At 37.2% G+C, this 25540-nt stretch carries 27 protein-coding genes; 18 read left to right on the top strand and 9 right to left on the bottom strand.

The annotated features are described in order from the left end of the window. Positions 1-23: 23 nt before the first annotated feature. Positions 24-1055 carry an NAD-dependent epimerase/dehydratase family protein gene (locus tag BANA01_RS18575; protein ID WP_034672838.1) on the bottom strand — a complete coding sequence of 344 codons (1032 nt, stop codon included), beginning with the start codon at positions 1053-1055 and terminating at the stop codon, positions 24-26. A 146-nt stretch (positions 1056-1201) separates the two neighbouring features. Here BANA01_RS18575 and BANA01_RS18570 point away from each other — a divergent pair, with 146 nt between their 5' ends. From BANA01_RS18570 to BANA01_RS18530, 9 genes are all read left to right on the top strand, one after another. After that, positions 1202-1990 (top strand): class II aldolase/adducin family protein, encoded by a 789-nt coding sequence (locus tag BANA01_RS18570; RefSeq protein WP_034672837.1) that lies wholly within the window; start codon positions 1202-1204, stop codon positions 1988-1990. Positions 1991-2127: 137 nt separating this feature from the next. Then, positions 2128-2661: a redoxin domain-containing protein gene (locus tag BANA01_RS18565; protein ID WP_034672835.1), complete on the top strand. Its 534-nt coding sequence runs from the start codon at positions 2128-2130 to the stop codon at positions 2659-2661. 154 nt (positions 2662-2815) lie between these two features. Beyond that, the gene (locus BANA01_RS18560; RefSeq protein WP_034672833.1) at positions 2816-2947 is read left to right on the top strand and encodes an FbpB family small basic protein; all 132 of its coding nucleotides are present in this window, start codon (positions 2816-2818) and stop codon (positions 2945-2947) included. Positions 2948-3015: 68 nt separating this feature from the next. Beyond that, the gene (locus tag BANA01_RS18555) at positions 3016-3159 is read left to right on the top strand and encodes an acid-soluble spore protein N (RefSeq protein WP_034672831.1); all 144 of its coding nucleotides are present in this window, start codon (positions 3016-3018) and stop codon (positions 3157-3159) included. Between the two features lie 129 nt (positions 3160-3288). Then, positions 3289-3504, top strand: a complete 216-nt coding sequence (gene tlp / locus BANA01_RS18550; protein ID WP_034672820.1) for a small acid-soluble spore protein Tlp — start codon at positions 3289-3291, stop codon at positions 3502-3504. A 152-nt stretch (positions 3505-3656) separates the two neighbouring features. Beyond that, positions 3657-6005, top strand: coding sequence for an AAA family ATPase (locus BANA01_RS18545; protein WP_082799592.1), 2349 nt, complete (start codon positions 3657-3659; stop codon positions 6003-6005). A 4-nt stretch (positions 6006-6009) separates the two neighbouring features. After that, complete coding sequence (locus BANA01_RS18540; protein WP_034672819.1) at positions 6010-6438, top strand: acyl-CoA thioesterase; 429 nt, start codon at positions 6010-6012, stop codon at positions 6436-6438. A gap of 24 nt (positions 6439-6462) precedes the next feature. Next, the gene (locus tag BANA01_RS18535) at positions 6463-6753 is read left to right on the top strand and encodes a hypothetical protein (RefSeq protein WP_034672817.1); all 291 of its coding nucleotides are present in this window, start codon (positions 6463-6465) and stop codon (positions 6751-6753) included. Between the two features lie 28 nt (positions 6754-6781). Next, a complete protein-coding gene (locus tag BANA01_RS18530; RefSeq protein WP_052106270.1) occupies positions 6782-7693 on the top strand; it encodes a Gfo/Idh/MocA family protein in 912 nt (303 codons plus the stop codon). 41 nt (positions 7694-7734) lie between these two features. On the opposite strand, the gene BANA01_RS18525 is transcribed toward BANA01_RS18530, so the two are convergent. From BANA01_RS18525 to plsY, 5 genes are all read right to left on the bottom strand, one after another. Continuing rightward, positions 7735-8028 (bottom strand): HesB/YadR/YfhF family protein, encoded by a 294-nt coding sequence (locus BANA01_RS18525; RefSeq protein ID WP_034672815.1) that lies wholly within the window; start codon positions 8026-8028, stop codon positions 7735-7737. Positions 8029-8107: 79 nt separating this feature from the next. Then, complete coding sequence (locus BANA01_RS18520) at positions 8108-8857, bottom strand: CPBP family glutamic-type intramembrane protease (protein ID WP_157411831.1); 750 nt, start codon at positions 8855-8857, stop codon at positions 8108-8110. 41 nt (positions 8858-8898) lie between these two features. Beyond that, complete coding sequence (locus BANA01_RS18515) at positions 8899-10050, bottom strand: CapA family protein (protein WP_034672810.1); 1152 nt, start codon at positions 10048-10050, stop codon at positions 8899-8901. Between the two features lie 465 nt (positions 10051-10515). Then, positions 10516-10689: a hypothetical protein gene (locus BANA01_RS29615; protein ID WP_157411830.1), complete on the bottom strand. Its 174-nt coding sequence runs from the start codon at positions 10687-10689 to the stop codon at positions 10516-10518. Positions 10690-10830: 141 nt separating this feature from the next. Continuing rightward, entirely contained in the window at positions 10831-11415 is a 585-nt protein-coding gene (plsY, locus tag BANA01_RS18510) for a glycerol-3-phosphate 1-O-acyltransferase PlsY (protein ID WP_063254266.1), read from the bottom strand. A 147-nt stretch (positions 11416-11562) separates the two neighbouring features. On the opposite strand from plsY, the gene BANA01_RS18505 reads away from it, so the two are divergent. From BANA01_RS18505 to BANA01_RS18475, 7 genes are all read left to right on the top strand, one after another. Next, entirely contained in the window at positions 11563-13302 is a 1740-nt protein-coding gene (locus BANA01_RS18505; RefSeq protein ID WP_063254265.1) for a glycosyl hydrolase family 18 protein, read from the top strand. A gap of 240 nt (positions 13303-13542) precedes the next feature. After that, positions 13543-14823: a GGDEF domain-containing response regulator gene (locus BANA01_RS18500; protein WP_063254264.1), complete on the top strand. Its 1281-nt coding sequence runs from the start codon at positions 13543-13545 to the stop codon at positions 14821-14823. A 23-nt stretch (positions 14824-14846) separates the two neighbouring features. Beyond that, the gene (locus BANA01_RS18495; RefSeq protein WP_063254263.1) at positions 14847-15770 is read left to right on the top strand and encodes an ATP-binding protein; all 924 of its coding nucleotides are present in this window, start codon (positions 14847-14849) and stop codon (positions 15768-15770) included. Between the two features lie 105 nt (positions 15771-15875). Further along, entirely contained in the window at positions 15876-16289 is a 414-nt protein-coding gene (locus BANA01_RS18490) for a CoA-binding protein (RefSeq protein WP_063254262.1), read from the top strand. Between the two features lie 281 nt (positions 16290-16570). Beyond that, a complete protein-coding gene (parE, locus tag BANA01_RS18485) occupies positions 16571-18550 on the top strand; it encodes a DNA topoisomerase IV subunit B (RefSeq protein ID WP_063254261.1) in 1980 nt (659 codons plus the stop codon). Next, a complete protein-coding gene (parC, locus tag BANA01_RS18480; protein ID WP_063254260.1) occupies positions 18547-20985 on the top strand; it encodes a DNA topoisomerase IV subunit A in 2439 nt (812 codons plus the stop codon). Before parE ends, parC begins: the two co-directional genes overlap by 4 nt. 96 nt (positions 20986-21081) lie before the next feature. Further along, complete coding sequence (locus BANA01_RS18475) at positions 21082-21843, top strand: hypothetical protein (protein WP_063254259.1); 762 nt, start codon at positions 21082-21084, stop codon at positions 21841-21843. A gap of 218 nt (positions 21844-22061) precedes the next feature. On the opposite strand, the gene xerS is transcribed toward BANA01_RS18475, so the two are convergent. Further along, on the bottom strand, positions 22062-23150 hold the full coding sequence (gene xerS / locus BANA01_RS18470) for a tyrosine recombinase XerS (protein ID WP_063254258.1): 1089 nt from the start codon (positions 23148-23150) through the stop codon (positions 22062-22064). A 196-nt stretch (positions 23151-23346) separates the two neighbouring features. On the opposite strand from xerS, the gene BANA01_RS18465 reads away from it, so the two are divergent. Next, on the top strand, positions 23347-23652 hold the full coding sequence (locus tag BANA01_RS18465; protein WP_063254257.1) for a hypothetical protein: 306 nt from the start codon (positions 23347-23349) through the stop codon (positions 23650-23652). Positions 23653-23802: 150 nt separating this feature from the next. Here the strand turns inward: BANA01_RS18465 and BANA01_RS18455 are convergent, their stop codons facing one another. Together BANA01_RS18455 and BANA01_RS18450 are read right to left on the bottom strand one after the other, a co-directional pair. Next, a complete protein-coding gene (locus BANA01_RS18455; protein ID WP_063254256.1) occupies positions 23803-24804 on the bottom strand; it encodes an LLM class flavin-dependent oxidoreductase in 1002 nt (333 codons plus the stop codon). Between the two features lie 14 nt (positions 24805-24818). Beyond that, positions 24819-25103: a DUF3219 family protein gene (locus BANA01_RS18450; RefSeq protein WP_063254255.1), complete on the bottom strand. Its 285-nt coding sequence runs from the start codon at positions 25101-25103 to the stop codon at positions 24819-24821. Positions 25104-25240: 137 nt separating this feature from the next. Here BANA01_RS18450 and BANA01_RS18445 point away from each other — a divergent pair, with 137 nt between their 5' ends. After that, entirely contained in the window at positions 25241-25501 is a 261-nt protein-coding gene (locus BANA01_RS18445; protein ID WP_034672470.1) for a DUF2533 family protein, read from the top strand. The last annotated feature ends 39 nt before the right edge of the window (positions 25502-25540 follow it).

Raw genomic sequence — 25540 nt, 5'->3', positions numbered from 1 at the left:
GTATCAGCGATAATCGATTTTTCTTATTTTCTAGACCACATTTCAAGCAATTCTTTTTCACGATCAGCACGCATTCCGGATTTCCATTCGTCATCAGCCAAATTACGCTGCTTTTCCCATTCATAAATGTCCGCTAAACTCTCTTCTAAAGGTCTAAAAGTAAGTCCACTACCAATTGCTTTATCAATATTCACCGTAAAGGCACCTTTCCATGGTTCCTTAAGCTCTGGTTCGAGTGGAAATTCTTCAGGCACCCAAAGAGGCATTTCCGTCCACGGTGCAACCTGGTTATCAAGGAGAAACTTCTCAGACACCCAAACAATCTCCGCGTCAGATCCGGTCACCTTGATACATGTTTCAAATAAATCTTTCATTGTAAGAATATAATCAGGTCCGGTTGCATTAAAAGTTCCTGCTGTCTCATTCTTCATTAACATTAATATCCATTTTGAAAGGTCACTATTATCAATCATTTGTACAGGTCTGTTTGGATTGCCTGGTGCTAAGACCTTGCCACCCTTTGCAATTCTATGTATCCAATAAGGGATGCGGTCCGTATAATCATTAGGTCCAATTAATTGACCAGCACGAATATTTGTAACACGCCCAGGCATATTTTCCTCAGCAACGACTTCACATAACGCTTTGAATTGTCCATAGTACTTATATAAATTACCATCTTTTGAAAGCCCATTTGCTTCCTCTAATGACATGTCGTAAACAGGATAAGTTTCATTAAAACCTTCCTGTACCCAATCTTTGTAAACAGAGATGCTTGATATAAATGTGTAATGCTTTACCCGATCTTTTAGCACTTTTGTAGACTTTAAAACTGAAGAAGGGATGAAGCCACTCGTGTCTAAAACAGCATCCCAATAGCCGTTTTTAAGCTTGTTTAAGTCAGTAAGACGATCACCAGTAATTATCTCAATATCTTTCAAACCTTCATTTTGATTTCCGCGATTAAAAATGGTCACCTCATGGTTTTGCCTCTGTGCTTCCTCAACAAATGTCCTTCCTAAAAAGAGACTTCCCCCTAAAACGAGTATCTTCATATCCACAACTCTTCTCTGTGGTTACATCTTAACAAATTTTCATAAGATTGTGTTCATTTAAATGATGTATAAATTCCTAATATCAAAAACAATAAGGGTATACTAATGAAAACATTGGTTTTCAAAAAGGAAAGCAGGGTTCAGGAATGATTATCGAGATTAAATATAAAAAACTACTATGTGAGATCAGAAAACGTGTGTACGAAAAAGGCTTCGTTGCTGCTAATGATGGAAATATCTCTGTCCGCATCGCTGAAAATGAATTTTTAATTACTACAACCAATGTAAGCAAAGGGTTCTTGACTCCAGAAATGATTATAAAAGTAGATGGGGAAGGAAATGTAATGGAAGGAGATTATAAACCCACTTCGGAAATGAAAATGCATCTCCTTGTATATCATGAACGTCCAGATGCTCATGCCGTTTTACATGTTCACCCTCCATATGCAACGGCTTTTGCTATAGCTGGGATACCTTTGGATCAGGCAATTATGCCTGAAACTGTTGTCTCCTTAGGAACCATTCCATTAGCCCAATACGGAACACCTTCAACAGATGAGGTCCCAAAAGCAGTCAAAAAACATGTCTATGATCATCAGGGTGTGTTACTAGAGAATCATGGCGCCTTAACATGGGGGAAGAATTTAGAACACGCTTATTACTTAATGGAATCCTTAGAATTCACTTCAAAAATAAATTGGATATCACGACAACTAAAAGGCGATCGCGAACTTTCTAAAGAAAATGTAGCGAAACTCATCGATATTAAAGCGATGATGGGATTAGAAGGTATTTCACCATTAGGTGTTGATGTACCTGAAGGCACTCAGGCAATGAAAGTGACCGCTGTGAATGAACAAACTTTGTCTGAAAGGGATATCGATTTGATTGTAGACCGCGTCACAACTAGTGTCCTAAACGCTTTAAATAAATAACATTATTTGCTTTTCTAGATTACGTTTAATAAACTAATTTTAACTTGTCACATATTTGGCATATACAACCTGTATTTCAACTTACTTTATAGTGTAAAATTAATATAGCATATTATTGAATCAAGGGGGTTCGGGGTATGGTAAAAAAAATAATAGCCGCTGTTGTATTAATAGCCTTACTTGGAGTTGCGATCGTGCAGGCTATGGATAAAAAGGCTGAACCCGAAAATGTAAGTCAAGAGGCCGCAAGTATGGGTGGTCTAAAAGTAGGTGCAAAAGCTCCGGATTTTGAACTAAAAACATTGGCCGGAGATACCGTTAAACTGTCTGATTTAAAAGGAAAAAAGGTAATGCTCAATTTCTGGGCGACTTGGTGTCCACCCTGTAAGGCAGAAATGCCAGCCATGGAGGAATTTCACAAAGAAGCTGGGGATGATGTTGTTATTTTAGCTGTAAACATTGACCCACATTTAGATGTAAAAGCATTTGTTGATGAAAATGGGATTACGTTTCCGATTCCGTTAGATGCGGAAGATAAAGTAAATGAGATGTATCAAGTCCTATCGATTCCCACAACGTATTTTATTGACACCAAAGGGAATATCGGAAATAAATATATTGGTGCGATGAATCTTGACGCGATGAAACAATATACCAAGGATCTGAAGTAGACAGTGGATAGAGGAATCCACTGTCTTTTTTCATGATTTAGTCCTTTAAAGCTTTATTGCATACTTTTCTTTATAATTTTCAAAAAGTTGTAATAATTGCAACCGTTTCCGGGCATAATAACTGTTAGAATAGGTCATAAGGAAGGTGATAGACATGAGAAAACCTAGAAAACGTTCTTTTGCAGAACTTGTATCCGAAAATAAAAGTCAACTTTTAAAAGATAGAGCTGCAATGGAGAAAATTGAAATGCGATTAGAAGAAAAGCGACTTGGTAAAGCCGAGTAAACTCACATAGATTACCAATCATGTTCCTCCTTTAAAACGGACAAAATGTTAAGGAGGAGGGATATTACATGAGTAATCCGAAACATAGTCAACAAGGCTACAGTACCGATGAACTTGGGAATAAGTCCCAACGATACGGAGGCAACAAAGGGAAAAAATACCAAGATACATCTGGTAAACACGCCCAAGTGATCCAAACTAAAGGTGAATAATTAGATGATAAAGACTCGTCAGGCATTAGCCAGCGGGTCTTTTTTATAGCAAATTTTTTCTGTGATATTTTTTTCAGTTCGAAACCAAACTATATCTGTACCACGACACCACGAAGGAGGAACCTATCGATGACTTATAACAACAAACCAAAACCAGATGATCGAAGTGATAATGTAGAAAAGCTGCAATCAATGATTCATGATACGATTGAAAACATGGAAGCGGCTGAAGAATCACTTCGTTTTACCAATAGCGAAACACAGCGCCGGGAGATCGAAGCGAAGAACGAGAGACGCCGCGAAAGCATTGAATCCTTCCGTGCAGAAATTAAGGATGAAGTCTAAGGCACTAAAACCAGGACCTGTTCAATTCGTACAGGTCCTTTTTAATTTTTCACTATTAGCACAAATCCACAGACTAATTTTATTAAAGCCTTGAGTTTCGTGTAAGTGGATCGATTGTGGTAAGATAAAAAGGAAATTTTTAAGAAGAAGTGATCCTATTGATTAGACAAATTCCAAATTCGTTAAACCATAATGAAAAATTACTGCAGTGGGAGAGTGAACTGAATGACAAAGGGTTTATTTCAAATGAAAATGAACTTCTAACCGCCATTCAGAATGAATCTAACCCTGTCCTTTTATCAAGGATGTTAACTGTAGCTGCACTTTCGCGTCTAGAACGTAAGAATCAAGATTCTTTAGCTTCTGCATGGCTTCACAAAGCTTTAGAACTATACCCTGAGAATGAAAAGGCAAGGTCTTATTTCATTCAATATGATTGGAAAAAGAAAAAAGATATTCTTGATGTTTTAACGTTTCCTGCCATGAGGGAGACAGATAACCGAACAGCTAAGAAAAAAGTAGCGGAACAATACATACAAATTTGTCAAAGTTTCTTATCTGAGGCAGATGATCAAGTTGAAGATCTCACGGAAAAGATGAATCTTGCAGAGACACTTGGAAACAAGCCGCTTTCTAAGCAATATAAGCATCTTTCTGAACTGCTTACGGCCGCGATTGAGGTTAGCGGTCTTCTCTTAAAGGCTGCAGAAGAGTATGAGGAATCGATAAAGGGTGTTTTTCATACAGCAACCTACTATGATGACTTAAAATTACATTTATCAGGCCTCGAAGACATTAAGAAAGACTGGCAGAAGGTCTTTTTGATTGAAGAAAACGAGAAACAACATGCAGAAAAGGCCTTAGATGAGTTAAATGAAATGATCGGAATGGATGTTGTAAAGAAAAGAGTTAATAATTTTTATCAATTTTTAAAATACCAAAAAGACCGTAAAGAACTTGGATTTCAAATAAAGGATGAACTAAGCCTTAATATGGTGCTAACCGGAAATCCAGGAACAGGGAAAACAACTATCGCTCGTTTATTAGCCAAAATTTATTACGAACTCGAGGTCCTGCCGCGTCCAGAAGTAATTGAGACAGACCGTTCACAGCTCGTAGGTGCGTTTGTTGGTCAAACAGAGGAGAACGTAAGGGCAGTTGTTGAAAAGGCGATTGGCGGCGTCCTGTTCATTGATGAAGCCTATAGTTTAAAACGAGAAGGACAAACTGGAAATGATTATGGGCAAACAGCGGTTGATACGCTTGTTTCACTTATGACGGGAAAGGAATACGGTGGTAAATTTGCTGTTATTCTAGCAGGATATCCAGAGGAAATGCGAGTCTTTTTAGATGCCAACCCAGGATTAAGGAGCCGCTTTCCCCAATCCAATCTCATTCATTTACCTAATTATTCCAATGAGGAATTATTATTAATCGCGGAAAAAATCGCGTCGGAAAACGACTATATCCTTACAGAAGAAGCTAAGATAGAAATCAATCATCGCCTTGAACAGGAAAGGGTAGATGATACCTTTGGAAACGCAAGATCCGTACGGAATATTGTGTTAGATGCAATTTTTAAAAAAGGGTCGGACAATCCTATTTCAAATCAGGATATTCTCACCTACACGCTATTGGATAAAAAAGACTTTGGAGTCGAGAAGGATGAACGCCGGGAATCACCTTTTGAAAAACTAGAACGGTTAATAGGATTGACTGAACTGAAGGGTGAATTGGAGAAGCTCGTTTCCTTTGTTAAAATGCAGCAGTTTAGAAAAGAAAAAAAGCTGCCAACGGTACCGATTCAGCTTCATTCCGTGTTCACAGGTAACCCTGGTACTGGTAAAACAACTGTGGCTAAAATTTATGCAGAACTTCTAAAAGAATGCGGGATGTTAAAAAGAGGTCATTTAATTGTGGCCAGCAGGGCTGATTTCGTTGCAGGATATGTTGGACAAACCGCGGGAAAAACAAAGAAAAAGATACGAGAAGCCCTTGGAGGCGTGTTATTTATTGATGAAGCTTATTCACTCTTAAGCCAAACAGCAGGGGATTTTGGTAAAGAAGTAGTGGATACCCTTGTGGATGAAATGACCAAGCATAATGAAAATCTTGTTGTGGTGCTTGCAGGTTATCCAAAAGAAATGGACCAGCTATTAGAAAGCAACCCTGGGCTGCGTTCCCGTTTTAAGAAATTCTTTCTGTTCCCGGATTATTCAGCGGAAGAGCTGCTAGCGATTATCGAGACATATATAGAAAGCTTTCAATACCAAATAAATGAAGAAGCAAGGGCTCTTTTAAAACAAAGGATTGAAAATCATACCTTTAAGGGAAACGGAAGATTTGCAACCAATTTAGCAGATGAAATGATTCAAGCCCAAGCAATGAGGCTTATGGGAGAAGAACATACAGAGAATTTATTAGAAAAAGCCATTCATATAGAGAGTGATGATGTAGAAAAGGCGCTAACTAAATTTTCTTTAAGCAGGGAAGGGGAATAGAAAAATGGACAATCTATTTATTTCTACAAGAGAGATTCAACTTTTATATGCAGATACAGACATGATGGGTGTTATCTATCATGCAAACTATTTAAAATACTTTGAGCTCGGGAGAAGCGGGTTGATTGAGGATCTTGGATACAGTTATGTAGATATGGAAAACGCGGGATATTTTGCACCTGTATATGACATTCAGGCAACCTATAAAAAACCGCTGCGCTACGGCGATAGGGGTTTCGTAAAAACGTGGATTGAAAAAAATGATGGGCTTAAAACCGTCTATGGCTATGCCATTATGAATGGTGACGAGGAAGTCTGTGCAGAAGGAACATCGACTCATATTGTGGTCAAAAAAGACAACTTTAGACCGATCGCTTTTAAAAAGGCGTTTCCTGAATGGTTCATGAAATATGAAGAAATAAAGAAAAAGTAAGGGAATGAACGTTGGGGTGAGTTTATGGCATTTGGAATCAAAAAACAGGAAGTAATGGATTGGAAACAAAAAATTGATAATGGGGAAATCGCATTCTTAACGCATTATTGGCTGGATGATCGTTTCCCAGGCTGTAAAACCGTCACCAAGGTAGGCTGTCATGATCTTGTAAGATTGGCTGAATGGGGAAGACAATATGGGTTAAAAAAAGAATGGATTCACCGCCGCCGGGACGGCTATTCACATTTTGATTTAATTGGAGAAAGGCAAATCGAAATATTAAATAAAGAAGGATTACAACATCATATTTGGTGATTTGAGATTAAAAGAGGGAGATGAGACCATGGTGAAATTGGGTATCATCGGAATTGGGGATATTGCAAAAAAAGCATATTTGCCTGTGGTTAGTAAGCTTGCTAATGTTGAAATTCACGTATTCACTAGAAATACAGAGGTCTTAAGGGAAATTAGTAATCACTACCGCTTTCCCAATACTCATTCTAGCCTTACATCAATCATTAACAGCGGGATAAAAGGAGCCTTTGTCCACTCGTCTACTGAATCACATGAAAACATTGTTAGAGAACTCTTGCAGAATGGTATTCATGTATATGTAGACAAGCCGATTACCTATCACTTCGAAACCACCAAGGAGCTTGTTGAATTAGCTGAGAAACAAGGACTAATTTTGATGACTGGTTTTAATAGGCGATTTGCCCCGTTTTATCAGACGATGGCAGAAGTGAATGATCCAAATATGATTATTTTGCAAAAGAATCGCCATGCACTTCCTGGTACGATTCGTTCCTTTGTTTATGATGATTTTATTCATGTTATTGATACTGTCCGTAACCTGTTTAAAGATGAAATTGAGGATGTTGTCGTTCATGGAAGAGTTAGGAATGAAATGCTTTATCATGTTGTGGTTCAATTGATCTCTAAGGATATGACAGGTCTGGCAATTATGAATCGCGACAACGGAGCGGTTGAAGAAAAGCTAGAGGTAATGGGACCAAATGAGAAAAGGGTCGTTAATGATTTAGATCGATTAACCATCTATCGTGATCAGAAAGAAATAGCCGTCTCTTTTAACAACTGGGACTCTACCCTATATAAAAGAGGATTTGAACAGATCGTAACAGAATTTATTAACGCCATTCGCACTAACCAATTCCCATCGATTACTGCAAGAGATTCGTTAAGGACACATGAAATATGTGAGCAAGTTGTCGAACAGCTTGAGAGAATGGTATGAGAAAAGCACACATGATGACATGTGTGCTTGATTTAGGTTGATTAAGCTTTTTTATAATCTAAGATAGGCTCTTCATATTTTTCATGTAAATTCACAATTAAATCGTGATCATCGAAATACCATAAATCTTTTTCTTCAACATAAAACGTTATTCCATCTTGTGTTGTCTTTGCACCAATATCATTCGGTTCATCACTCGATATCCCAAGCGAAAATCCTTTTTGTACCGGGCTAAACCCGCCATATCGTACATAGAAACGGACAAATTCACCGTTTTTTAGATTAAGTTCTTGCTTGTACCACGCTGCTGCTGCACTGCTGATTTGGATGTTCATCTGTTTCTCCTTTCAAAATACCTATGTTGTTATTATATAATAAAGCTCCTGCAATTATCGATGATGTTGCTTCACCCTATTATATTGGCAGTTGAATCCAGCCATTTAAGAAAGAAAATAGTAACACCACTGTATGAACCACAATTGCTGGTAAAATGCTATTGTATTTGGTTGTTAAAAAACCATAGGCCAAGCCTAAAGTTAAATACAGCAGAAAAATAATGGGAGCAAATCCAAATATCGTGGTATTCACACTAAAGGCTATACTTGTTAGAAGAACTGCAGTTTTTTTACTCGTAATGTTGATCATTTGGGTTAGCAGAATACCCCGCCATGTCACTTCCTGTACGACAGCATGAATAAGTGAGAATGAAATAAGATAAAGAAAAACGTTCATATCCTCAGTTAAAATAAATAAAAAAATTAATCCAATGGTTAAAAGCAGGAAAACGATATAAAGAGATTTACTTATACTAAAAGGTTCAGGTTTTTTTAAAAAGCAGCTAATCCTTTTGTTAAACTGAATGATGACATAACACATTGATAGGATTGGAACGATGAACAAAATTTGATTTATCATTACCCGAAAGAAAGGAGCAACAATCATACCCTCGATAAACTTATCTAGATAAATCACAATCAAATGGCCCCCAAAGAAGGAGATCATCAGCCAAGCGAATAACCGATTCTCTTCCCTGAGGAACAATAGAACTAGTAATAAACAAAGGAGGATCCAAAAGAAGGGACTATAATAATCCCTAGTAAAGAAATAGCTTAGGACGATAAACAACATAGATAAAAATAGACCCTGATAATTCTTTTGTTTCATTCTGAAACATCCTTCCAAAATACTCATAAAAAAGCCCCGATTTAACGGAGCCATTGAGTCATATGATCTTGAATTTCCTGATATTTAGCCGAAGCATTTGGAAGTCCAAAGGAGCCAGCATTTTCGAGTGGCACTACTTGATAATTTCTATTCCTTTGGCTGGATACATAGGTTGGATAAAAAACTGGGTTTGATAATTCAATTTTATTTCCCTTTTCCGAAACATGTTTCGTAATTTCAACTGTTGCCATCCCGCCAATATCTTTATAGTCCCGTACCTGACCGGAAATGAAGTTACCCAAGGAATAAATAACGAATGAGTTCCTGCCATCTTCCGTTTTAATCCATTCCATCGGCTGGAGGACGTGAGGGTGAGACCCAAAAATGATATCTACACCTTCATTTGCAAGGAAGTTAGCCAAGTCCTTTTGTTCACTTGTGGGGATTCGCTGGTATTCATTTCCCCAATGAATACTCATGATCACAACATCCGCTTCTTTTTTCGCCCTATGAATTTCATCGCTCATGAGATCACGATTAATCAGGTTTACTAAGAAATCCTTGCCATCTGGTACAGGTATTCCATTAGTTCCGTAAGTATAAGATAGAAATGCTAATTTTATGCCCTTTTTATTAATGATTCTTAATTTTTGACGGTCTTCTTCATTTAAAAAACTCCCGACATGAGGCAGACCAATACTATTTAAATAATCTGTTGCGGACAGAATTCCACGTTCTCCTTTGTCTAACGTATGATTATTTGCCATAGAGACAATATCAACCCCTGTATTAACGAGCGCATCGGCGACTTCATGCGGACTATTAAACATGGGATAACTTGAAACACCAATGTCAGAGCCGCCTAACATACTTTCTTGGTTAGCCGTAAGAATATCTGGCGATTCCAATGTACTTTTTACATTTTCAAAGATAGGATTGAAATTATACTGTGTTCCATTAAAAGCGTCCTGATAAACCGTATCATGAATTAATATGTCTCCAATGGCACCAATGGTTAATTTTTCCGTCAATGTCCTGGCAATTACGGGTTGATATCTCGAAGAATGCTCTTTTGACGGATGTACCTTCGCTGCAGCAGATTTATTCTTCTGTTGTTGAATCAGAACTGCTGACGCCAGCAAAATACAAGTAGTAATGATAAATACAGACGTAACAATGGCTTTCTTTTTCATAATTTCTCCTTCATGTTCTGTTTTGAGGCAAAATATTTTAAACCATTCTACCAATACTATAATATATTTATATGCTATTTTTCGACTTTTTCCTTTATATTTCGAAAAAATTCAAGGAGGTGGTTGGTTTTGTTTAAGATAACGGAGAGTGCATGCCATATATTAGAAAATGTTATCGAGAGAGAAAGGCAGACACCGAATGAGGAGCTTTTAGTCCGGTTGAGTATGGGGGTTGGCTGAGGCGGTCCAAAACTCAATCTGTCTCTGGAAGAGCGGAAAATTACTGGGGATCAGCTATTCGAATTTGGAGGGCTAAAGATCCTTATTCATGAACAGGATTATCTTCACTTTCACCAAACAAAGCTTGATTATAGTAAGAATGAGAAAGGAAAGTTTGCATTTAAACTTGTAAAAATATAAAAAACGGAGTCTCCCATCGCGGGACTCCGTTTGTATGAAGGTTTACTAGTCCATCTCTTCGAAAAAATCAATTAGTTCGTCGAAAGTCTTGGTTACTTTGTAAGGAAATTTCTCCGGCAGGTCATCCATTAAACACTGATAAAATTCAACGACAAATTCGTGGTTTTCATCGTCTGTAACGTCGGTTGAAAACAAATAGGTTTGATTATCGTTAGTCATGATTCATCCCTCCAAGGATACCTTTACCTTTATTTTACTTCAAAAAGAGGAAAGAAAATGATTGAGATTATGAATGTTTAATGAAAGTTTTTCAAAGAGAGCCTTAATGAAAAATGGCTTTAAGGAGCCAATTTCGATTCCTTAAAGCCATTTTATTTTAGGTTCTGTTTTGTTCATGATTCGTTTAATATTAGCGCGATGTCGATAAATCACAAATAATGTCAAAAGAGTGACTGCAATAAGAAGAGGAATGTCCCCATCAATCGCTGCATATATCACTGCACAAATACCAGCAAGCATAGATGATAACGATACGTATTTGGTTATGTAGAGACTTACAAAAAAGACCACGAAAATCGTTAAAAACATAAGCGGGGCACAAAACAATAAAACACCGCCGGATGTTGCTACTGCTTTCCCGCCTCTAAAACCAGCAAAGATTGGATAGGTATGACCGATAACAGCAAAAACTCCTGCAAGCAAAGGATTGATATCTATTCCAAACAAAACAGGGAGATAGGCCGCTAACGTCCCTTTTAGGATATCAGCCAGTGTTACAGCGATACCAGCTTTTACTCCTAATGTTCGAAACGTATTCGTTCCCCCTAAATTCCCACTACCATGTTCACGGATATCTGTTTTATAAAAAACTTTCCCAATGATTAAACCTGACGGAATGGATCCCAGCAGGTAGGCGAGTATTAGAACTAATATAATTTGAACCATCAACCAAATCTCCTTCTATAAATAGTGCATGTCTTGTTATTTTACCATGTAATAGTGAAAAAACACTACCACTGCTTTAAACTAATTCATAAAAATACCTTCTCATTTTTTCTTTCTTCCCGTACGATAGAGGTGAGGGGGAAAAACATGGCACAAATTGAATACGAGAAAAAGAAATCTTTATCACCAAAGTGGATTCTAGGGGGATTGATGATTGCAATTCTTCTGATTGCAACTTCTATTCTTTTTTTATTTTATCCATTTGCCTCTAAGGAAAGAGCAACTTACTTTAAAGAAAAAAATCCGATCCTTTTTGAAGGAAGTCAGCGGGGAAATGCATTTATTGAAGGGAATTCTATCTTTCTTCCACTTTCATTTATGAAGGAGAACATAGATCACAGCATTATTTTTGATGAAAAATCGAACTCTATCATCATTACCACTTCAGAAAAAGTTATCCAAATGCCTTCTGATTCCTTAACCTTCTTTGTTAATCAAAAGCCGGTGGAGCTTCAAGTTTCACCGATTATCTCAAAAGATGGCCAACTATTTGTGGCACTTGATCCGCTGCTCGCCTTTTATCCAATTCAGTATAACGTTTTAAAGGAAACGGGAGCTATTTGGATTCAAAAAACCGGTGACCACTATGTGCAAGCGGAAATCACGGCTGAAGATGTTCACCCTGAAAAGCTACGGTTGCGAACGGAGCCCTCTCTAAAAGCACCCTATACCTCCGAACTATCAAAAGAAGAGACTGTAATGATTGAGGCAGAAGAAGATGAATTTTACCTAGTAAGAAAAAAAAATGGAATAAGCGGATACATCAACAAGAAATTTGTAGATAAAAACAAAGAGGTTACCATTACAATCCCACAAAAAAACCAAACGGCAGCTATTCCAAAAATTAACGGTCCAATTCATCTTACCTGGGAAGCCGTATACACGAAGAATCCAGATCATACCCAAATACAAGATATGATGGGAGTAAATGTTGTGTCACCAACTTGGTTTTCCTTGACTGGAAATGACGGGACAATAAGTAATTTAGCTTCCTTAGAATATAGCAAATGGGCACAATCCAAAGGGTATCAAGTATGGGGATTATTCTCAAATTCTTTTGACCCAGTCCTTACGCATGAAGCATTAAAAGACTTTGAGACTCGTCAAAAAATCATTGTCCAGCTGCTCCATTACAGTCAAATGTACCAATTACAAGGGATTAATTTTGATATTGAAAATGTCTATCCCGCAGATGGTCTCCTTGTCACTCAACTTATGCGAGAAGCAACACCCTATTTGCATGAAGCCGGATTACTTGTTTCAATGGACATTACGTTCTATGCAGGTGAAAATAATAATTGGTCATCCTTCTACGAAAGAGATAAGCTTGCAGGTATTCTGGATTACCTAATTATTATGGCATATGATGAACATCCGGGATCTTCTCCTGTGGCTGGGAGTGTATCTAGCCTTCCATGGGTAGAGACAAATCTGCAAAACTTGTTAAAGCAAGTACCAAAAGAAAAGTTAATACTTGGTGTCCCATTATATACTAGATTGTGGAAGGAACAAATGAAAGAGGATGGTACAATTGAGGTTTCCTCACAATCAATGTCAATGGCAAAGGTAAAAGAATGGCTTGCAGAAAAAGGAATTCAGCCTGTCTATGACGAGGCAAGCGGTCAAAATTATGCAGAATATTATGCCGCGGAAGAGAATACTACCTATAAAGTATGGGTTGAGGATGGATTATCGTTAAGGAAACGAGCAAACCTTGCAGCCAATTATCAACTTGCGGGAATGGCTTCCTGGTCAAGAGTCTTTGGAGATGAGACAGCGTGGACTGCGTTGCTTATCGACCCTAATAAGGCAGTAACACAGAAATAGACCACAAAGATGGTCTATTTTTTTTTGCATCTTTTAAATAATATTCTGTCTAAGTTAAGAACAATTAGAGTCGATTTTATTACAAATATATGGAGAATTTTCAAACCATTTGGTTATCGATTGATGTGATTGTTCACAGGAAATATAATTTAACTATAATATTTAAAACAATAGGTGAGCCGGCCGAGTGGTCGGTTTTGTCATATACAATTTTAACCATCACGAAAGAGGTGAAATATCATGGCGATTACCAAACCACAAAATCAAAGTCATCAATACCAAGATGTAAAGGTCTTATATGTAGAAGATGAGGTGTTTTCACGCGAAAAATTATTACGAATCTTAAATCGCCGTTTTTCAGATGTCCATGTTGCCATAGACGGTGAAGAAGGCTTTCTACTGTATAAGCAGCACCTTCCTGACTTGATTATTGCAGATATAAAAATGAATTCTATGAGCGGTTTAGAGATGATTCAAAATATCCGTAAACACAATAAAAAAGCTCAAATTATTGTAACCACGGCACAGGATGATAACGAAACCTTTATCCATTGTATAGACCATAGCGTCAATCAGTTTATCTTAAAACCAATCGATTTAGACAGATTTTTACTCGCGATTCAAAAATCAGTCCAGCAAATTCAGCACGAAAAGGAATCATGCAAACAAAACCTATTAATAAGAGCTCTCTTAGAAACACAGGATCATGTACTATTCATTGTAGAACACGGTCATATTGTAGATTTCAATCATGCATTTTCTAGCTTTACAGGCATAGAAGACACGAATAGCTTACATAAATCTAATCTAGTTGCTAATTTGTTTGTTGAAGACCCAAATTATTTTTATCCTAAGGACAAGGAAAATTGGATAGATGAATTTTTTCAGACTGAAAAAAATTATGCAAAGGTAATGTGGAAAAGTCAAACAGACAAACAAGGGATTTATTTAATGAAAGCCACTCATAACACCAAGGATGAACAAATTTTGTTTGTCTGTACAGAAATCAGTGCTCTAGAAGAAGAGTATAAAAAGAATGAAATTCTATCCTCGATGGACCCATTAACACGGAGTTTGAACCGGACAAAATTCGAGGACCTGCTTTCAAGTGAAATAAGACGGTCAGAACGGTATAACCATCCTTTTTCCATTATTCTGATGGACATCGATTATTTTAAAAATGTAAATGATTATTTCGGCCATCAAAAAGGGGATGAAGTGCTCGTTACGATTTCAACAATTGTTCAGCAAAGAATCCGAGAATCAGATGTATTTGCCAGATGGGGCGGCAACGAATTTATTTTATTAACACCGGAAACGAACAGTCAAGGAGCGATGGTCCTTGCTGAATCTATCCGCTCATTAATTAATCACTTTGCCTTTCCTGAAATAGGTTCCGTAACCTGCAGTTTTGGAGTGGCAGAATTCTCTGTTGGAAAATCAAAAAGGGAACTGATTTCTGAGGTAGATCAAGCACGATATCAATCAAAAATTAAGGGAAGAAACTGTGTGACCGTTTAAAACAGTTGAATAGGTGATAAAAAGTGCTTGGTATATATATTTCAATCATTTTAGTAGTATTAATACTATTTGTTGTAATAAGCAATATCTTTTTGCGTAAAGTGCTTGAAAAAAAGCAAAAAGAAAGTGAAGAAAACTACCGGGAGATGGTAGAGAAATATGAGGTTGTAATAAGAAACTTAGAAAACAAAATCGTGGAGGAAGCAGCAAAGAATAGTCAGAGAGATCATTTCCTCATTCAACAATCTAGTCGTTCTTCGATGGACGAGATTTTTTCTACCATAGGCTATCAATGGCAGGAGCCGCTTAATAGCCTTTCACTCTTAATTCAGGACGTCCGTGAGGCCCTTCAATTTAGTGAAATAAATGATCAATATATTAATACTTTTACCAAAGAAGGCATGAATGAAATCAATTTTATGTCACGTACAATCAATGATTTACGGAAAATCTATCAACCGACTAAACAGAAATGTACCTTTTCTATTTCAGATTCAATAGAAAAGGCACTATCAATCTTCTCTTACAGCCTTAAGAATCACGACATACATGTTGAGTTTGAATACCGCGAACAGCATATGGCTTATGGATTTCCTAATGAATACAGTCAGGTTGTTTTAATGATTCTAACCAATACACGCAATGCATTTGTAACAAACAAAGTTAAGAATAGAAAAATAGATATAAACATAGGGACAGAAGACTGCTTTTTAGTTGTGGATATTACTGATAACGCAGGTCCCCTAGAGCCAGCCTTTCTTACCAGTATGTTCGATCTCACTACTACTAGGAACTATGGTAAGGAGATTGGATTATTTATGACGAAAATATTGATAGAAAATATGGATGGAAGTGTTGCAGTTAAAAATACAGAGAACGGTGTACAGTTTCGCCTTACGGTTCCGAAAGCTGCTTCCGAAACCATTCCATCAACTATCTGTGTTTAACACACATGCTCCCGTTACACGGGAGCTATTTTTTTGGGCAAATAATTGATTTATGTTATAGTGAAAGTGATAGTTAAATACGAGAAATAAAGGAAGTGTTTGTTCATGGCAGTTGAAAATCCATCCTTGGAAGAAATCGGAGCTATACTAAAAAAATCTAAGCGTATCGCTGTTGTAGGCTTAAGTGACAAACCTGACAGAACCTCTTATATGGTTTCGGAAGTTATGCAGAAAGCAGGTTATGAAATCATACCTGTGAATCCTGCGGTTGATGAAGTGCTCGGAGTGAAAGCGGTTGCTTCACTAAAGGATATCGAGGGACATATTGATATCGTTAATGTTTTCCGCCGTTCAGAACAGTTGTTCGATGTTGCGAAAGATTTTGACGAAGTCGATGCGGATGTTTTTTGGGCACAGCAAGGCTTAGTAAATGAAGAAGCATATGAATTTTTGAAAGAAAAAGGATATACCGTTATCATGGATCTTTGTATAAAAGTGGCACATGCGTTAACAAAATAATCGTTATACCAAAGAAAACTGCTAACATTTGGCAGTTTTTTTTCATTTTTTTACTAAAAATTCTGTTACAAAATGATGTTGTTTCAATTTAGACATTTGCCAAATCAAAATAAATCGCTAAAATAAAGCATAGACGCCGCAAACATGTGTTACAATTAAGAGCGGCAAACATTCGTTCTAAATAATAGAAATAATTTTTTTACACGAATGAATTAACTTACTCATAAAGATAGCAATTAAAAGATGTTTTTTCTTTTGCAGGGAATGAAAGGGGTATTTTAGTGGCAAGTAATCAGAAAGCTTTTGAATATAATGATGATGCCATACAGGTACTAGAGGGACTGGAGGCCGTCAGGAAGCGACCAGGAATGTACATCGGGAGCACTGATACACGCGGATTACACCATCTTGTATATGAGATTGTCGACAACTCTGTCGATGAGGCTCTAGGAGGATTTGGGGACCAAATCATTGTAAAAATTCACAAAGACAATTCAATAAGTGTCATGGATAAGGGACGCGGAATGCCGACTGGCATGCATAAAATGGGGAAACCGACTCCTGAAGTTATTTTAACTGTTCTTCATGCTGGAGGTAAATTTGGTCAAGGCGGTTATAAAACAAGCGGCGGCCTGCATGGTGTTGGTGCCTCTGTCGTAAATGCCTTATCTGAATGGTTAACGGTAACGATAAAAAGAGATGGCTTTGTTTATGAACAACGTTTTGAAAACGGTGGTAAACCGGTAACGACCTTGGAGAAAATCGGTAAAACCAATCAAACAGGTACGACGATTCACTTTAAACCAGACTCCACTATTTTTTCTACCACAACCTATAATTTCGAAACATTGTGTGAAAGGTTAAGAGAATCAGCATTTCTTTTAAAAGGGTTAAAGATTGAAATCATTGATGCTCGTAATGATTTTCATGAAGTTTTCCATTATGAAAATGGGATTTCGGCCTTTGTTTCTTACTTAAACGAGGAAAAAGATGTCCTTCATCCGGTCGTCTTTTTTGAAGGAAGCCATAATGGGATTGAAGTTGAATTTGCTTTTCAATTTAATGATGGCTATTCAGAGAACATGCTTTCGTTTGTAAACAATGTCAGGACGAAAGATGGCGGAACGCATGAAGTGGGTTCGAAAACAGCGATGACGCGTGTTTTCAATGAATATGCCCGCAAGGTTTCACTATTGAAGGAAAAGGAAAAAAATCTTGAGGGTGCAGATATTCGTGAAGGATTATCTGCGATTGTTTCTATCCGGGTTCCCGAGCAATTATTACAATTCGAAGGGCAGACCAAAGGAAAATTAGGTACGAGTGAAGCTAGATCGGCAGTAGACGCAGTCGTTTCTGAACACCTGACTTACTTCCTTGAAGAAAACCCAGACATTAGCTCGTTGTTGATTAAAAAGTCAATTAAAGCATACCAAGCGCGTGAAGCAGCACGTAAAGCACGGGAAGATGCTAGAAGCGGCAAGAAACGAAAGCGTTCTGATGCCCTTTTATCAGGGAAGCTGACACCTGCTCAATCAAGAAATCCGCAAAGAAATGAAATTTACTTGGTTGAGGGTGACTCCGCAGGCGGCTCAGCGAAGCAGGGTCGTGACCGCCGCTTTCAAGCTGTACTGCCGTTGCGTGGTAAAGTCATTAATACAGAAAAAGCGAAACTGGCGGATATTTTTAAAAATGAAGAAATTAATACGATTATTCATACAGTTGGCGCAGGTGTAGGTACTGATTTTAATATAGAGGATGTAAACTACGATAAAGTCATTATTATGACGGATGCTGATACAGACGGTGCACATATTCAAGTGTTACTGTTAACCTTTTTCTATCGGTATATGAAACCACTTATCGAAGCAGGTAAAGTATTTATTGCTCTGCCTCCCTTGTATAAGGTTAGTAAAGGCAGCGGTAAAAAAGAAATTATCGAATATGCCTGGAACGAGGATGAACTTCAGGGCGCCATAAAAAAAGTTGGCAGAGGCTATATGATTCAACGCTATAAAGGTCTAGGCGAGATGAATGCAGACCAACTTTGGGATACAACGATGAATCCAGAAACACGGACATTAATACGTGTTAAAATAGATGACGCCGCAAGAGCAGAGCGCCGTATTACCACTCTTATGGGGGATAAAGTTGACCCTCGTCGTAAATGGATTGAAAGCAATGTGGCGTTTGGTTTAGAAGAAGATGATACGATCCTTGAAAATGAAAATATTATGGTCGTTGAGGAGGAATCTGAAGAATGAGCACAAATGAGAAATTCCGTGACTTACCTCTAGAGGATGTTCTCGGCGATCGTTTTGGCAGATATAGTAAATACATCATTCAAGAACGGGCCTTGCCAGATGCGAGAGATGGTTTAAAACCTGTTCAACGAAGAATTCTTTATGCCATGCATGTAGAGGGTAATACACATGAAAAAGGCTTCCGAAAATCAGCAAAAACTGTCGGTAACGTAATCGGTAACTATCACCCGCATGGTGATTCATCTGTGTATGACGCGATGGTCCGGATGAGCCAGGACTGGAAGGTTCGAAATGTGCTTGTTGAAATGCATGGAAACAACGGAAGTATGGACGGAGATCCTCCAGCTGCGATGCGTTATACCGAGGCACGTTTATCAGCAATTTCTGGAGAATTACTTCGCGATATTGAAAAACAAACAGTCGATTTTATTCCTAACTTTGATGATACTTCAAAGGAACCAACTGTTTTACCAGCGATGTTCCCAAACTTGCTGGTAAACGGCTCAACAGGAATATCAGCAGGGTACGCAACCGATATTCCGCCACACAATCTTGGTGAAGTCATTGATGGCGTCATCATGCGGATGGACAATCCTGATGTTTCGATCGATGAATTAATGACAGTTATTAAGGGTCCTGATTTCCCAACCGGAGGTATTATTCAAGGAATTGACGGTATTAAAAAGGCCTATGAAACTGGTAAAGGGAAAATCATTGTTCGCAGTAAAGCTGATATTGAAGATTTACGGGGCGGCAAGCAGCAGATTGTTGTAACCGAAATTCCTTATGAAGTGAATAAAGCGAATCTTGTTAAGAAAATAGACGAATTCCGCTTCGATCGCAAAGTTGAAGGAATATCAGAAGTTCGTGATGAAACAGATCGAACTGGGTTACGTATTGTCATTGAATTGAAGAAGGAAGCGGACGCAAATGGTGTCTTAAACTATCTATATAAAAATAGTGATTTGCAAGTAGCATATAATTTTAATATGGTGGCGATTGCTAAAAAACGTCCTAAATTATTAGGGTTACGTGAATTACTTGATGCGTATATTGAGCACCAAAAAGAAGTTGTTCTGAGAAGAACTAAATTTGAGTTAGACAAGGCAAAAGAACGTCAGCATATCGTTGAAGGGTTGATGAAAGCATTATCGATTCTTGATGAAGTGATTGCGACGATCCGTGCTTCCAAAGATAAACGTGATGCAAAAGATAATTTAATTGCAAAATTTGCGTTTACTGAAGCCCAAGCAGAAGCGATTGTTTCTTTGCAGCTCTACCGTTTAACTAATACCGATATAACCGCCTTGCAGAATGAAGCAGAAGAATTAGCGAATAAAATCGAGGAATGGACTTCCATTTTATTAAGTGATAAGAAACTAGTTTCTGTCATAAAAAAAGAATTAAAAGACGTCAAAAAACGATTTGCTGACCCTCGCAGATCCAAGATAGAAGCAGAAATTGAAGAATTGAAAATTAATCTTGAAGTAACCGTTCCTAGTGAGGATGTTATTGTAACGATTACAAAAGAAGGGTATGTCAAACGGACTAGCCAGCGTTCTTTTGCAGCTTCTAATGGACAAGATTTGGCCATGAAGGACTCAGACCGTTTACTTGCTCAGCTTGATGTGAACACAAAGGACGTAGTGCTCCTGTTTACGAATAAAGGAAATTACTTATACTGTCCTGTTCATGAACTGCCTGATATTCGCTGGAAGGATTTAGGGCAGCACGTTGCTAATATCATTCCAATTGACCGCGATGAAGATATCATCCAAGTGATTCCGGTGAAAGATTTTGAGATTGACGCCTACCTAGTGTTTGTCACCAAAAATGGAATGGTAAAGAAAACAGAACTTAAGCAGTATAAAGCACAGCGCTATTCGAAGCCATTAGTGGGTGTTAATCTTAAGGATGATGATCAATTAATTGATGTACATCTTACCGATGGAACGAAAGAATTCTTCTTAATTTCAAATTTCGGCTATGCATTATGGTTCCATGAAGAGGAAATCAGTATTGTTGGTATTCGAGCAGCCGGTGTAAAAGGGATTAATTTGAAGGATGGGGACGTTGTTGTTGGCGGTAAGGTGATTACTCCAGAAAGTAAAGAAACCATTGTGATTACCACACAACGTGGTTCCATTAAGAGAATGAAGCTAAAGGAATTCGAAAAAACAACACGTGCGAAACGCGGGGTTGTCATTTTACGAGAGTTAAAAGCGAATCCTCATCGAATTGTAGGCTTTGTGGTTGCGAATGAAGAAGATACGATCTACATTCAAACCGAAAAGGGTCACATCGAAACAGTTTTAACATCAGAAATTCGGTTAAATGACCGTTATTCGAATGGATCTTTTATCCTTGATGAAAACGATAATGGAAAAGTTTCGACCATTTGGAAGGTAGAAGGTTCATCGAAAGAAGATGAATAAAATTATAATGAAAGACTCCCTAAATATTGGGAGTCTTTTTCATGTTTTTTCCAAAATTGGGCATACTACGTGTATCAGATTTTGGAGGGGAATACAATGAAAAAGGAATTACTACTAGTTGCTGCTGCATTTTTTCTCATGTCTGTCACTGCGATTACCGGTGTTCACGCCTTCGATGAAAAAGCGAAAACCGTCACGATTTCAAAACTTGAATCGGATGTTACTGGAGATGGAATCAATGAAAACATTCAGTTGAAAGGGGTTCCTTATGAAGAGGAAGAAGGCTATTTAAAAGAGATCTTTATTGATATATCAACTACCGATGAAAAACAATACAAAATTCCACTTGAAAGCGGCTCAAAAGCGTCTTTAAAGCTGGTAGATCTCAATCAGGATGGAGTAAAGGATATTTTTTCAAATGTATTAACAGGGGGGAGCGGAGGTATAACCCTTAATTATTTATATACATTTAAAGATTTTATCAAAAAAGAATTGGCTGTGCCTGAACCATTAGAGATTGCGAGTACCTTTGAAAATGGCTATAAAGCGAAAATAACCATTCCTCAAACAGGGAAAACCTATATGTTCGATTTAAAAGATCGCAAAAAATATTACAAAAAACTAGGACTTTATTATAAAGGACGGTTAAATGAGCCGACAGAACTAACAGTAAATTCATTTCAGTCTCTAAATCCCGTTAAGTTAAACACAGGTGAGATGGTGTTAAAAGGGGTGCAAAGAATTACAGGTATAGCAAATGCCGACACAATCGCACTTGTGGAATCCACCTGGAAATATGGGGACCATAAATGGAATTTAAATAACACAAGCGTTCACACTAGCAAAAAGAGTAAGTAGACCAGGAAAAGAAAACGCAAAAAAGCACAGAAATATCTGTGTTTTTTTGCGTGAAAACGGAAACGAACAATCATCATTAATCAAAAAAACGAAATTTTTCTCTTCGTCTCATTATCTTAAGTATACTTGTGATTTGAGATATTTTATAATTTTGTTTCCATAACAATATTATGTAAACTAGAATAAATAAAAAAGTCAGTAGCATTTACTGCTGACTTTCATTCTAATTGCTCTTTTGGTATATCCATTTTATCTACAGCAATTTTTAAGTCATCATTCTTTATATGTGTATAGATCATGGTCGTTTGAATCGATGAATGACCTAATTGTCGCCGCAATTTTGGTACATCATTAATCTCGGCATGGTATCTTGTTGCAAAGGAATGACGCAGCTTATGTACAGATAATGATGGTTTACCAAATGCAGTCGCGTATTTTTCAACTAATTTTTCTACGGACCGTCCCGTAAGTCTTCGTGTTTTTCCTTTTGGTCCGATTGACGCTGCGATAAATAAAGCCTTATTATTCTTTTCAACCTGGTACTTAGTGGTTCTCACAGCTAAATATGCTTGCAAATCAGCCATCGCAGTCTGACTAAAGAACACGAATTGCTCTTTATTTCCTTTTCGAATTACTCTTACACAGTACTTTTTAAAATCAATATCGTCTAATTCAATTCCAACTAACTCAGAAAGACGAAGCCCAGACCCCAAAATCAAGGAAACAATGGCCGTATCACGCTCTTTATTCAATTGATGAAAGTTATAAAGTTTTTTGTTATCTTTGTTTAATTCACCATAATCATGAGCAATAAATAAACGAAACTTTTCGTATTCATCACCAAGAAGAATTTTGCCTTCCATTTTGGCAGCTTTTGTTTCCATGCTGTCTTTGACTTCATTAAATTCAATCTTAGCCAATACATTTCGATTAATATAAGGCTGTAGATCAGGGGTTTCAGCAATGTTCTGCAGGTAATTAAACAGGGACTTTAACGCTGATAATTTCCGATTGACGGTTAATTCTTTATTATTTAGTTCGTAATGAAGGAAATTTAAAAAACTTTCAATCTCAATCACGGTCATTTGCTCTAAACGGCTTAAAGGAATATCCTTAACATTTCCGATAAATAATTGCTCACGGATCATCCAATTGAAAAAGATCTTATAATCATGACAGTAATTAAATAAGGAAGCCGTCGAAAGCTTTCTTAATTTATGATTGATATATTCATCAACATACCAAGGAAGTTCGGAAAGAAGAGATTGTAATTTATTAAAATTATTTTGTTTTAATGGATTTACCATAAAATCACCTCACTTCTATATATTACCTAACTGGGTTAATTACGTCAAATTTATATTTTACGTAATTATGTAAAATATCAATTCCTGTCTTTTTGTCTCTCTATTTACTCTTCACCTTTTACATTTTGGAATTACTATTGTGATTCATGCAAATCCGATATAATGAAGTTATGTTGTTTTTAAAGGAGTTTTCTTAATGGATCAAAAACAGTTAGAAGAAAAAATTATTCAGAACTATCAAGGCGAAGAAAAAATGATGATCCTCGTTTTTGCTCAATGGTGTATCAATCATGATTTAAATCCAGAGGAATTGTATTTACGCGCCTATCCGCACCAGGCCAAGAACATCGCTTTAAAAGAAGCAATGGAATTAGCGGTATCGAAAGATGAAGCTGGAGAAATTGGCGACGAAACACTTCTTGGTGTCTTGTCGTTATTTGGAAATGATGATCTTGCATTTGTTGTGACTGAGGAAATCGCTAAAATGAAACCAAGAAAATGAATGAATAATATTTGGTCTTAAAACCAAAATAAAAACAGGGCTTGTAGCTCAATTGTAGAGCAACCGACAGTTTCAAACGTAAACTGCCCGAGTAGTTTGTGGGTTCGAGTCCCACCAAGCCCTATACCTATTACTCCCCTATTTCCTTAGTCATTGCCTACTTAGAAATTCTTCTGCAATCAATTTATAGGATTGAATTTTATCTTCCGGTGAATGTGTGATCGTTACGATCATAATTTCATCTGCATTATATTTCTTTTGAAGTTCTTCTATTCTCTTTTTTACCTGTTGAGGATTACCAATAATCATACTATTTTTCATTTCTCCAAGTATATTTTTATCTTCATTTTCAAGATAGTTCTTTGCTTCTTGGATGGAAGGGACTCCTCTATGCCCCTCTCCTCTTTTTCTTTGCAGTCCCCATACCAGTGAACTTAAAGCCACATCTTCTGCTTTTTTTGTGGTTTCTGCACATATCACTGACACTGTTACAATTACTTGTGAGACATCATTGTTTTTCCTAGGCTTAAAGTCATTTTTGTATTGTTCAATGATGGCACCACCGTCCTGATCACTCATAAACTGTCCAAAAGCGTACGCAAGACCGCTTTCTGCTGCAAGTATTGCACTTTTTTTACTCGTGCCAAGCAGCCAAGGTATTGGTGGGATGTTTGGTACTGGCGAGGCCGTCACTTTCGCATGCTGGTGTTCAGGGGGTATATTATTCTCTAGAAAATACAGTAAATCTTGTATCGTGTTCGGCATGTTCCACACCTGCAGTAAAAAGTTATCAGATAATGCATTGGTTGCTTCTGCTGAACCACCCGGAGCTCGTCCAATCCCCACATCGACTCTGCCAGGAAATAACGTAGCTAACATATTGTATACTTCCCCTACTTTATATGGTTTATAATGAGGTAATAATACTGCCCCTGAGCCTATTCTTATCTTATTAGTATTGGCCCCAATATACCCTAACATTACTTCTGGCGCTGAACATGCAAGGCCAGGTAAGTCATGATGTTCGGCAATCCAAAACCTGGTATACCCTAATGCTTCTCCAGCTTGAGCTAACTTCATTGATTCTTTAAGTGCCTCAGCAGCACTCTGATTAGAAGATATAGGTGCTTGATCCAAAATGCTTAACCTCATACGATTCCTCTCTCCTATTCTTTTACTTCCAGCAAACTTAACTTAAACTCACCGACTTGTCCTTTAATATATAAATTTGTAAATGATGTAGAGTATTGCTGAATACTTGCTCTAAATGATAAATCCCTCTCAGGAACTTTTACATTAAAAGTACCTTTATACAAAAGTGTCGTGATATCATGATATTCCTCACTCGTTACGTTAAATTCGACAGAAATCTTATATAAATCATCTACTTTTTCTTCTTCATACTTGTAAACTTTAATCAAGGTTTCATCTAAGACAATCTCTTTTACCAATAGAAGCATCTCCTTTTTTCCTATATAAAAAATAATAGCACTTACGTATATAAAAACAAAAATCCTGCTTACGTGCGATGCCTGTTTCCTTTTAAAATGTGTTATGATAATAAAAGTTACTATCGAGGAGTGGAATCATGAGCGTACATAAAGACTTAATTAAACATGCGAAAAATCAAAATCAAAGTTACCAAGAGTTTAAAGCTTTGGACGAAATACGTGAAAGGTTTATTGAAGAAGCCGTTGAGTTATGTAAACAAGGGAAACCTTTTACAACAGATAAAATTAATGAAGTCACCAATAAAATGAACAGAATTAACCTGCGGATCATTACACTTAGAAAAAATGTTACCACTGAAATGGTACAAGAATATGCGAATTCATTAAAAAACAATTAATCCGGTAACGAAAAAAAACGACAGATTTTGAACTGACCC

The sequence above is a fragment of the Neobacillus niacini NBRC 15566 genome, from assembly GCF_001591505.1.
GTDB lineage: Bacteria > Bacillota > Bacilli > Bacillales > Cytobacillaceae > Neobacillus > Neobacillus niacini.
The sequence above is the reverse complement of the archived record's forward strand: the minus strand, read 5'-3'. Positions and strand labels throughout refer to the sequence as shown.

Coding starts and splice junctions, on each gene's coding strand:
- BANA01_RS18575 (WP_034672838.1), bottom strand. CDS start 1,055: ATGAAGATACTCGTTTTAGGGGGAAGTCTCTTTTTAGGAAGGACATTT.
- BANA01_RS18570 (WP_034672837.1), top strand. CDS start 1,202: ATGATTATCGAGATTAAATATAAAAAACTACTATGTGAGATCAGAAAA.
- BANA01_RS18565 (WP_034672835.1), top strand. CDS start 2,128: ATGGTAAAAAAAATAATAGCCGCTGTTGTATTAATAGCCTTACTTGGA.
- BANA01_RS18560 (WP_034672833.1), top strand. CDS start 2,816: ATGAGAAAACCTAGAAAACGTTCTTTTGCAGAACTTGTATCCGAAAAT.
- BANA01_RS18555 (WP_034672831.1), top strand. CDS start 3,016: ATGAGTAATCCGAAACATAGTCAACAAGGCTACAGTACCGATGAACTT.
- tlp (WP_034672820.1), top strand. CDS start 3,289: ATGACTTATAACAACAAACCAAAACCAGATGATCGAAGTGATAATGTA.
- BANA01_RS18540 (WP_034672819.1), top strand. CDS start 6,010: ATGGACAATCTATTTATTTCTACAAGAGAGATTCAACTTTTATATGCA.
- BANA01_RS18535 (WP_034672817.1), top strand. CDS start 6,463: ATGGCATTTGGAATCAAAAAACAGGAAGTAATGGATTGGAAACAAAAA.
- BANA01_RS18530 (WP_052106270.1), top strand. CDS start 6,782: ATGGTGAAATTGGGTATCATCGGAATTGGGGATATTGCAAAAAAAGCA.
- BANA01_RS18525 (WP_034672815.1), bottom strand. CDS start 8,028: ATGAACATCCAAATCAGCAGTGCAGCAGCAGCGTGGTACAAGCAAGAA.
- BANA01_RS18520 (WP_157411831.1), bottom strand. CDS start 8,857: ATGAAACAAAAGAATTATCAGGGTCTATTTTTATCTATGTTGTTTATC.
- BANA01_RS18515 (WP_034672810.1), bottom strand. CDS start 10,050: ATGAAAAAGAAAGCCATTGTTACGTCTGTATTTATCATTACTACTTGT.
- BANA01_RS29615 (WP_157411830.1), bottom strand. CDS start 10,689: ATGACTAACGATAATCAAACCTATTTGTTTTCAACCGACGTTACAGAC.
- plsY (WP_063254266.1), bottom strand. CDS start 11,415: ATGGTTCAAATTATATTAGTTCTAATACTCGCCTACCTGCTGGGATCC.
- BANA01_RS18505 (WP_063254265.1), top strand. CDS start 11,563: ATGGCACAAATTGAATACGAGAAAAAGAAATCTTTATCACCAAAGTGG.
- BANA01_RS18500 (WP_063254264.1), top strand. CDS start 13,543: ATGGCGATTACCAAACCACAAAATCAAAGTCATCAATACCAAGATGTA.
- BANA01_RS18490 (WP_063254262.1), top strand. CDS start 15,876: ATGGCAGTTGAAAATCCATCCTTGGAAGAAATCGGAGCTATACTAAAA.
- parC (WP_063254260.1), top strand. CDS start 18,547: ATGAGCACAAATGAGAAATTCCGTGACTTACCTCTAGAGGATGTTCTC.
- BANA01_RS18475 (WP_063254259.1), top strand. CDS start 21,082: ATGAAAAAGGAATTACTACTAGTTGCTGCTGCATTTTTTCTCATGTCT.
- xerS (WP_063254258.1), bottom strand. CDS start 23,150: ATGGTAAATCCATTAAAACAAAATAATTTTAATAAATTACAATCTCTT.
- BANA01_RS18465 (WP_063254257.1), top strand. CDS start 23,347: ATGGATCAAAAACAGTTAGAAGAAAAAATTATTCAGAACTATCAAGGC.
- BANA01_RS18455 (WP_063254256.1), bottom strand. CDS start 24,804: ATGAGGTTAAGCATTTTGGATCAAGCACCTATATCTTCTAATCAGAGT.
- BANA01_RS18445 (WP_034672470.1), top strand. CDS start 25,241: ATGAGCGTACATAAAGACTTAATTAAACATGCGAAAAATCAAAATCAA.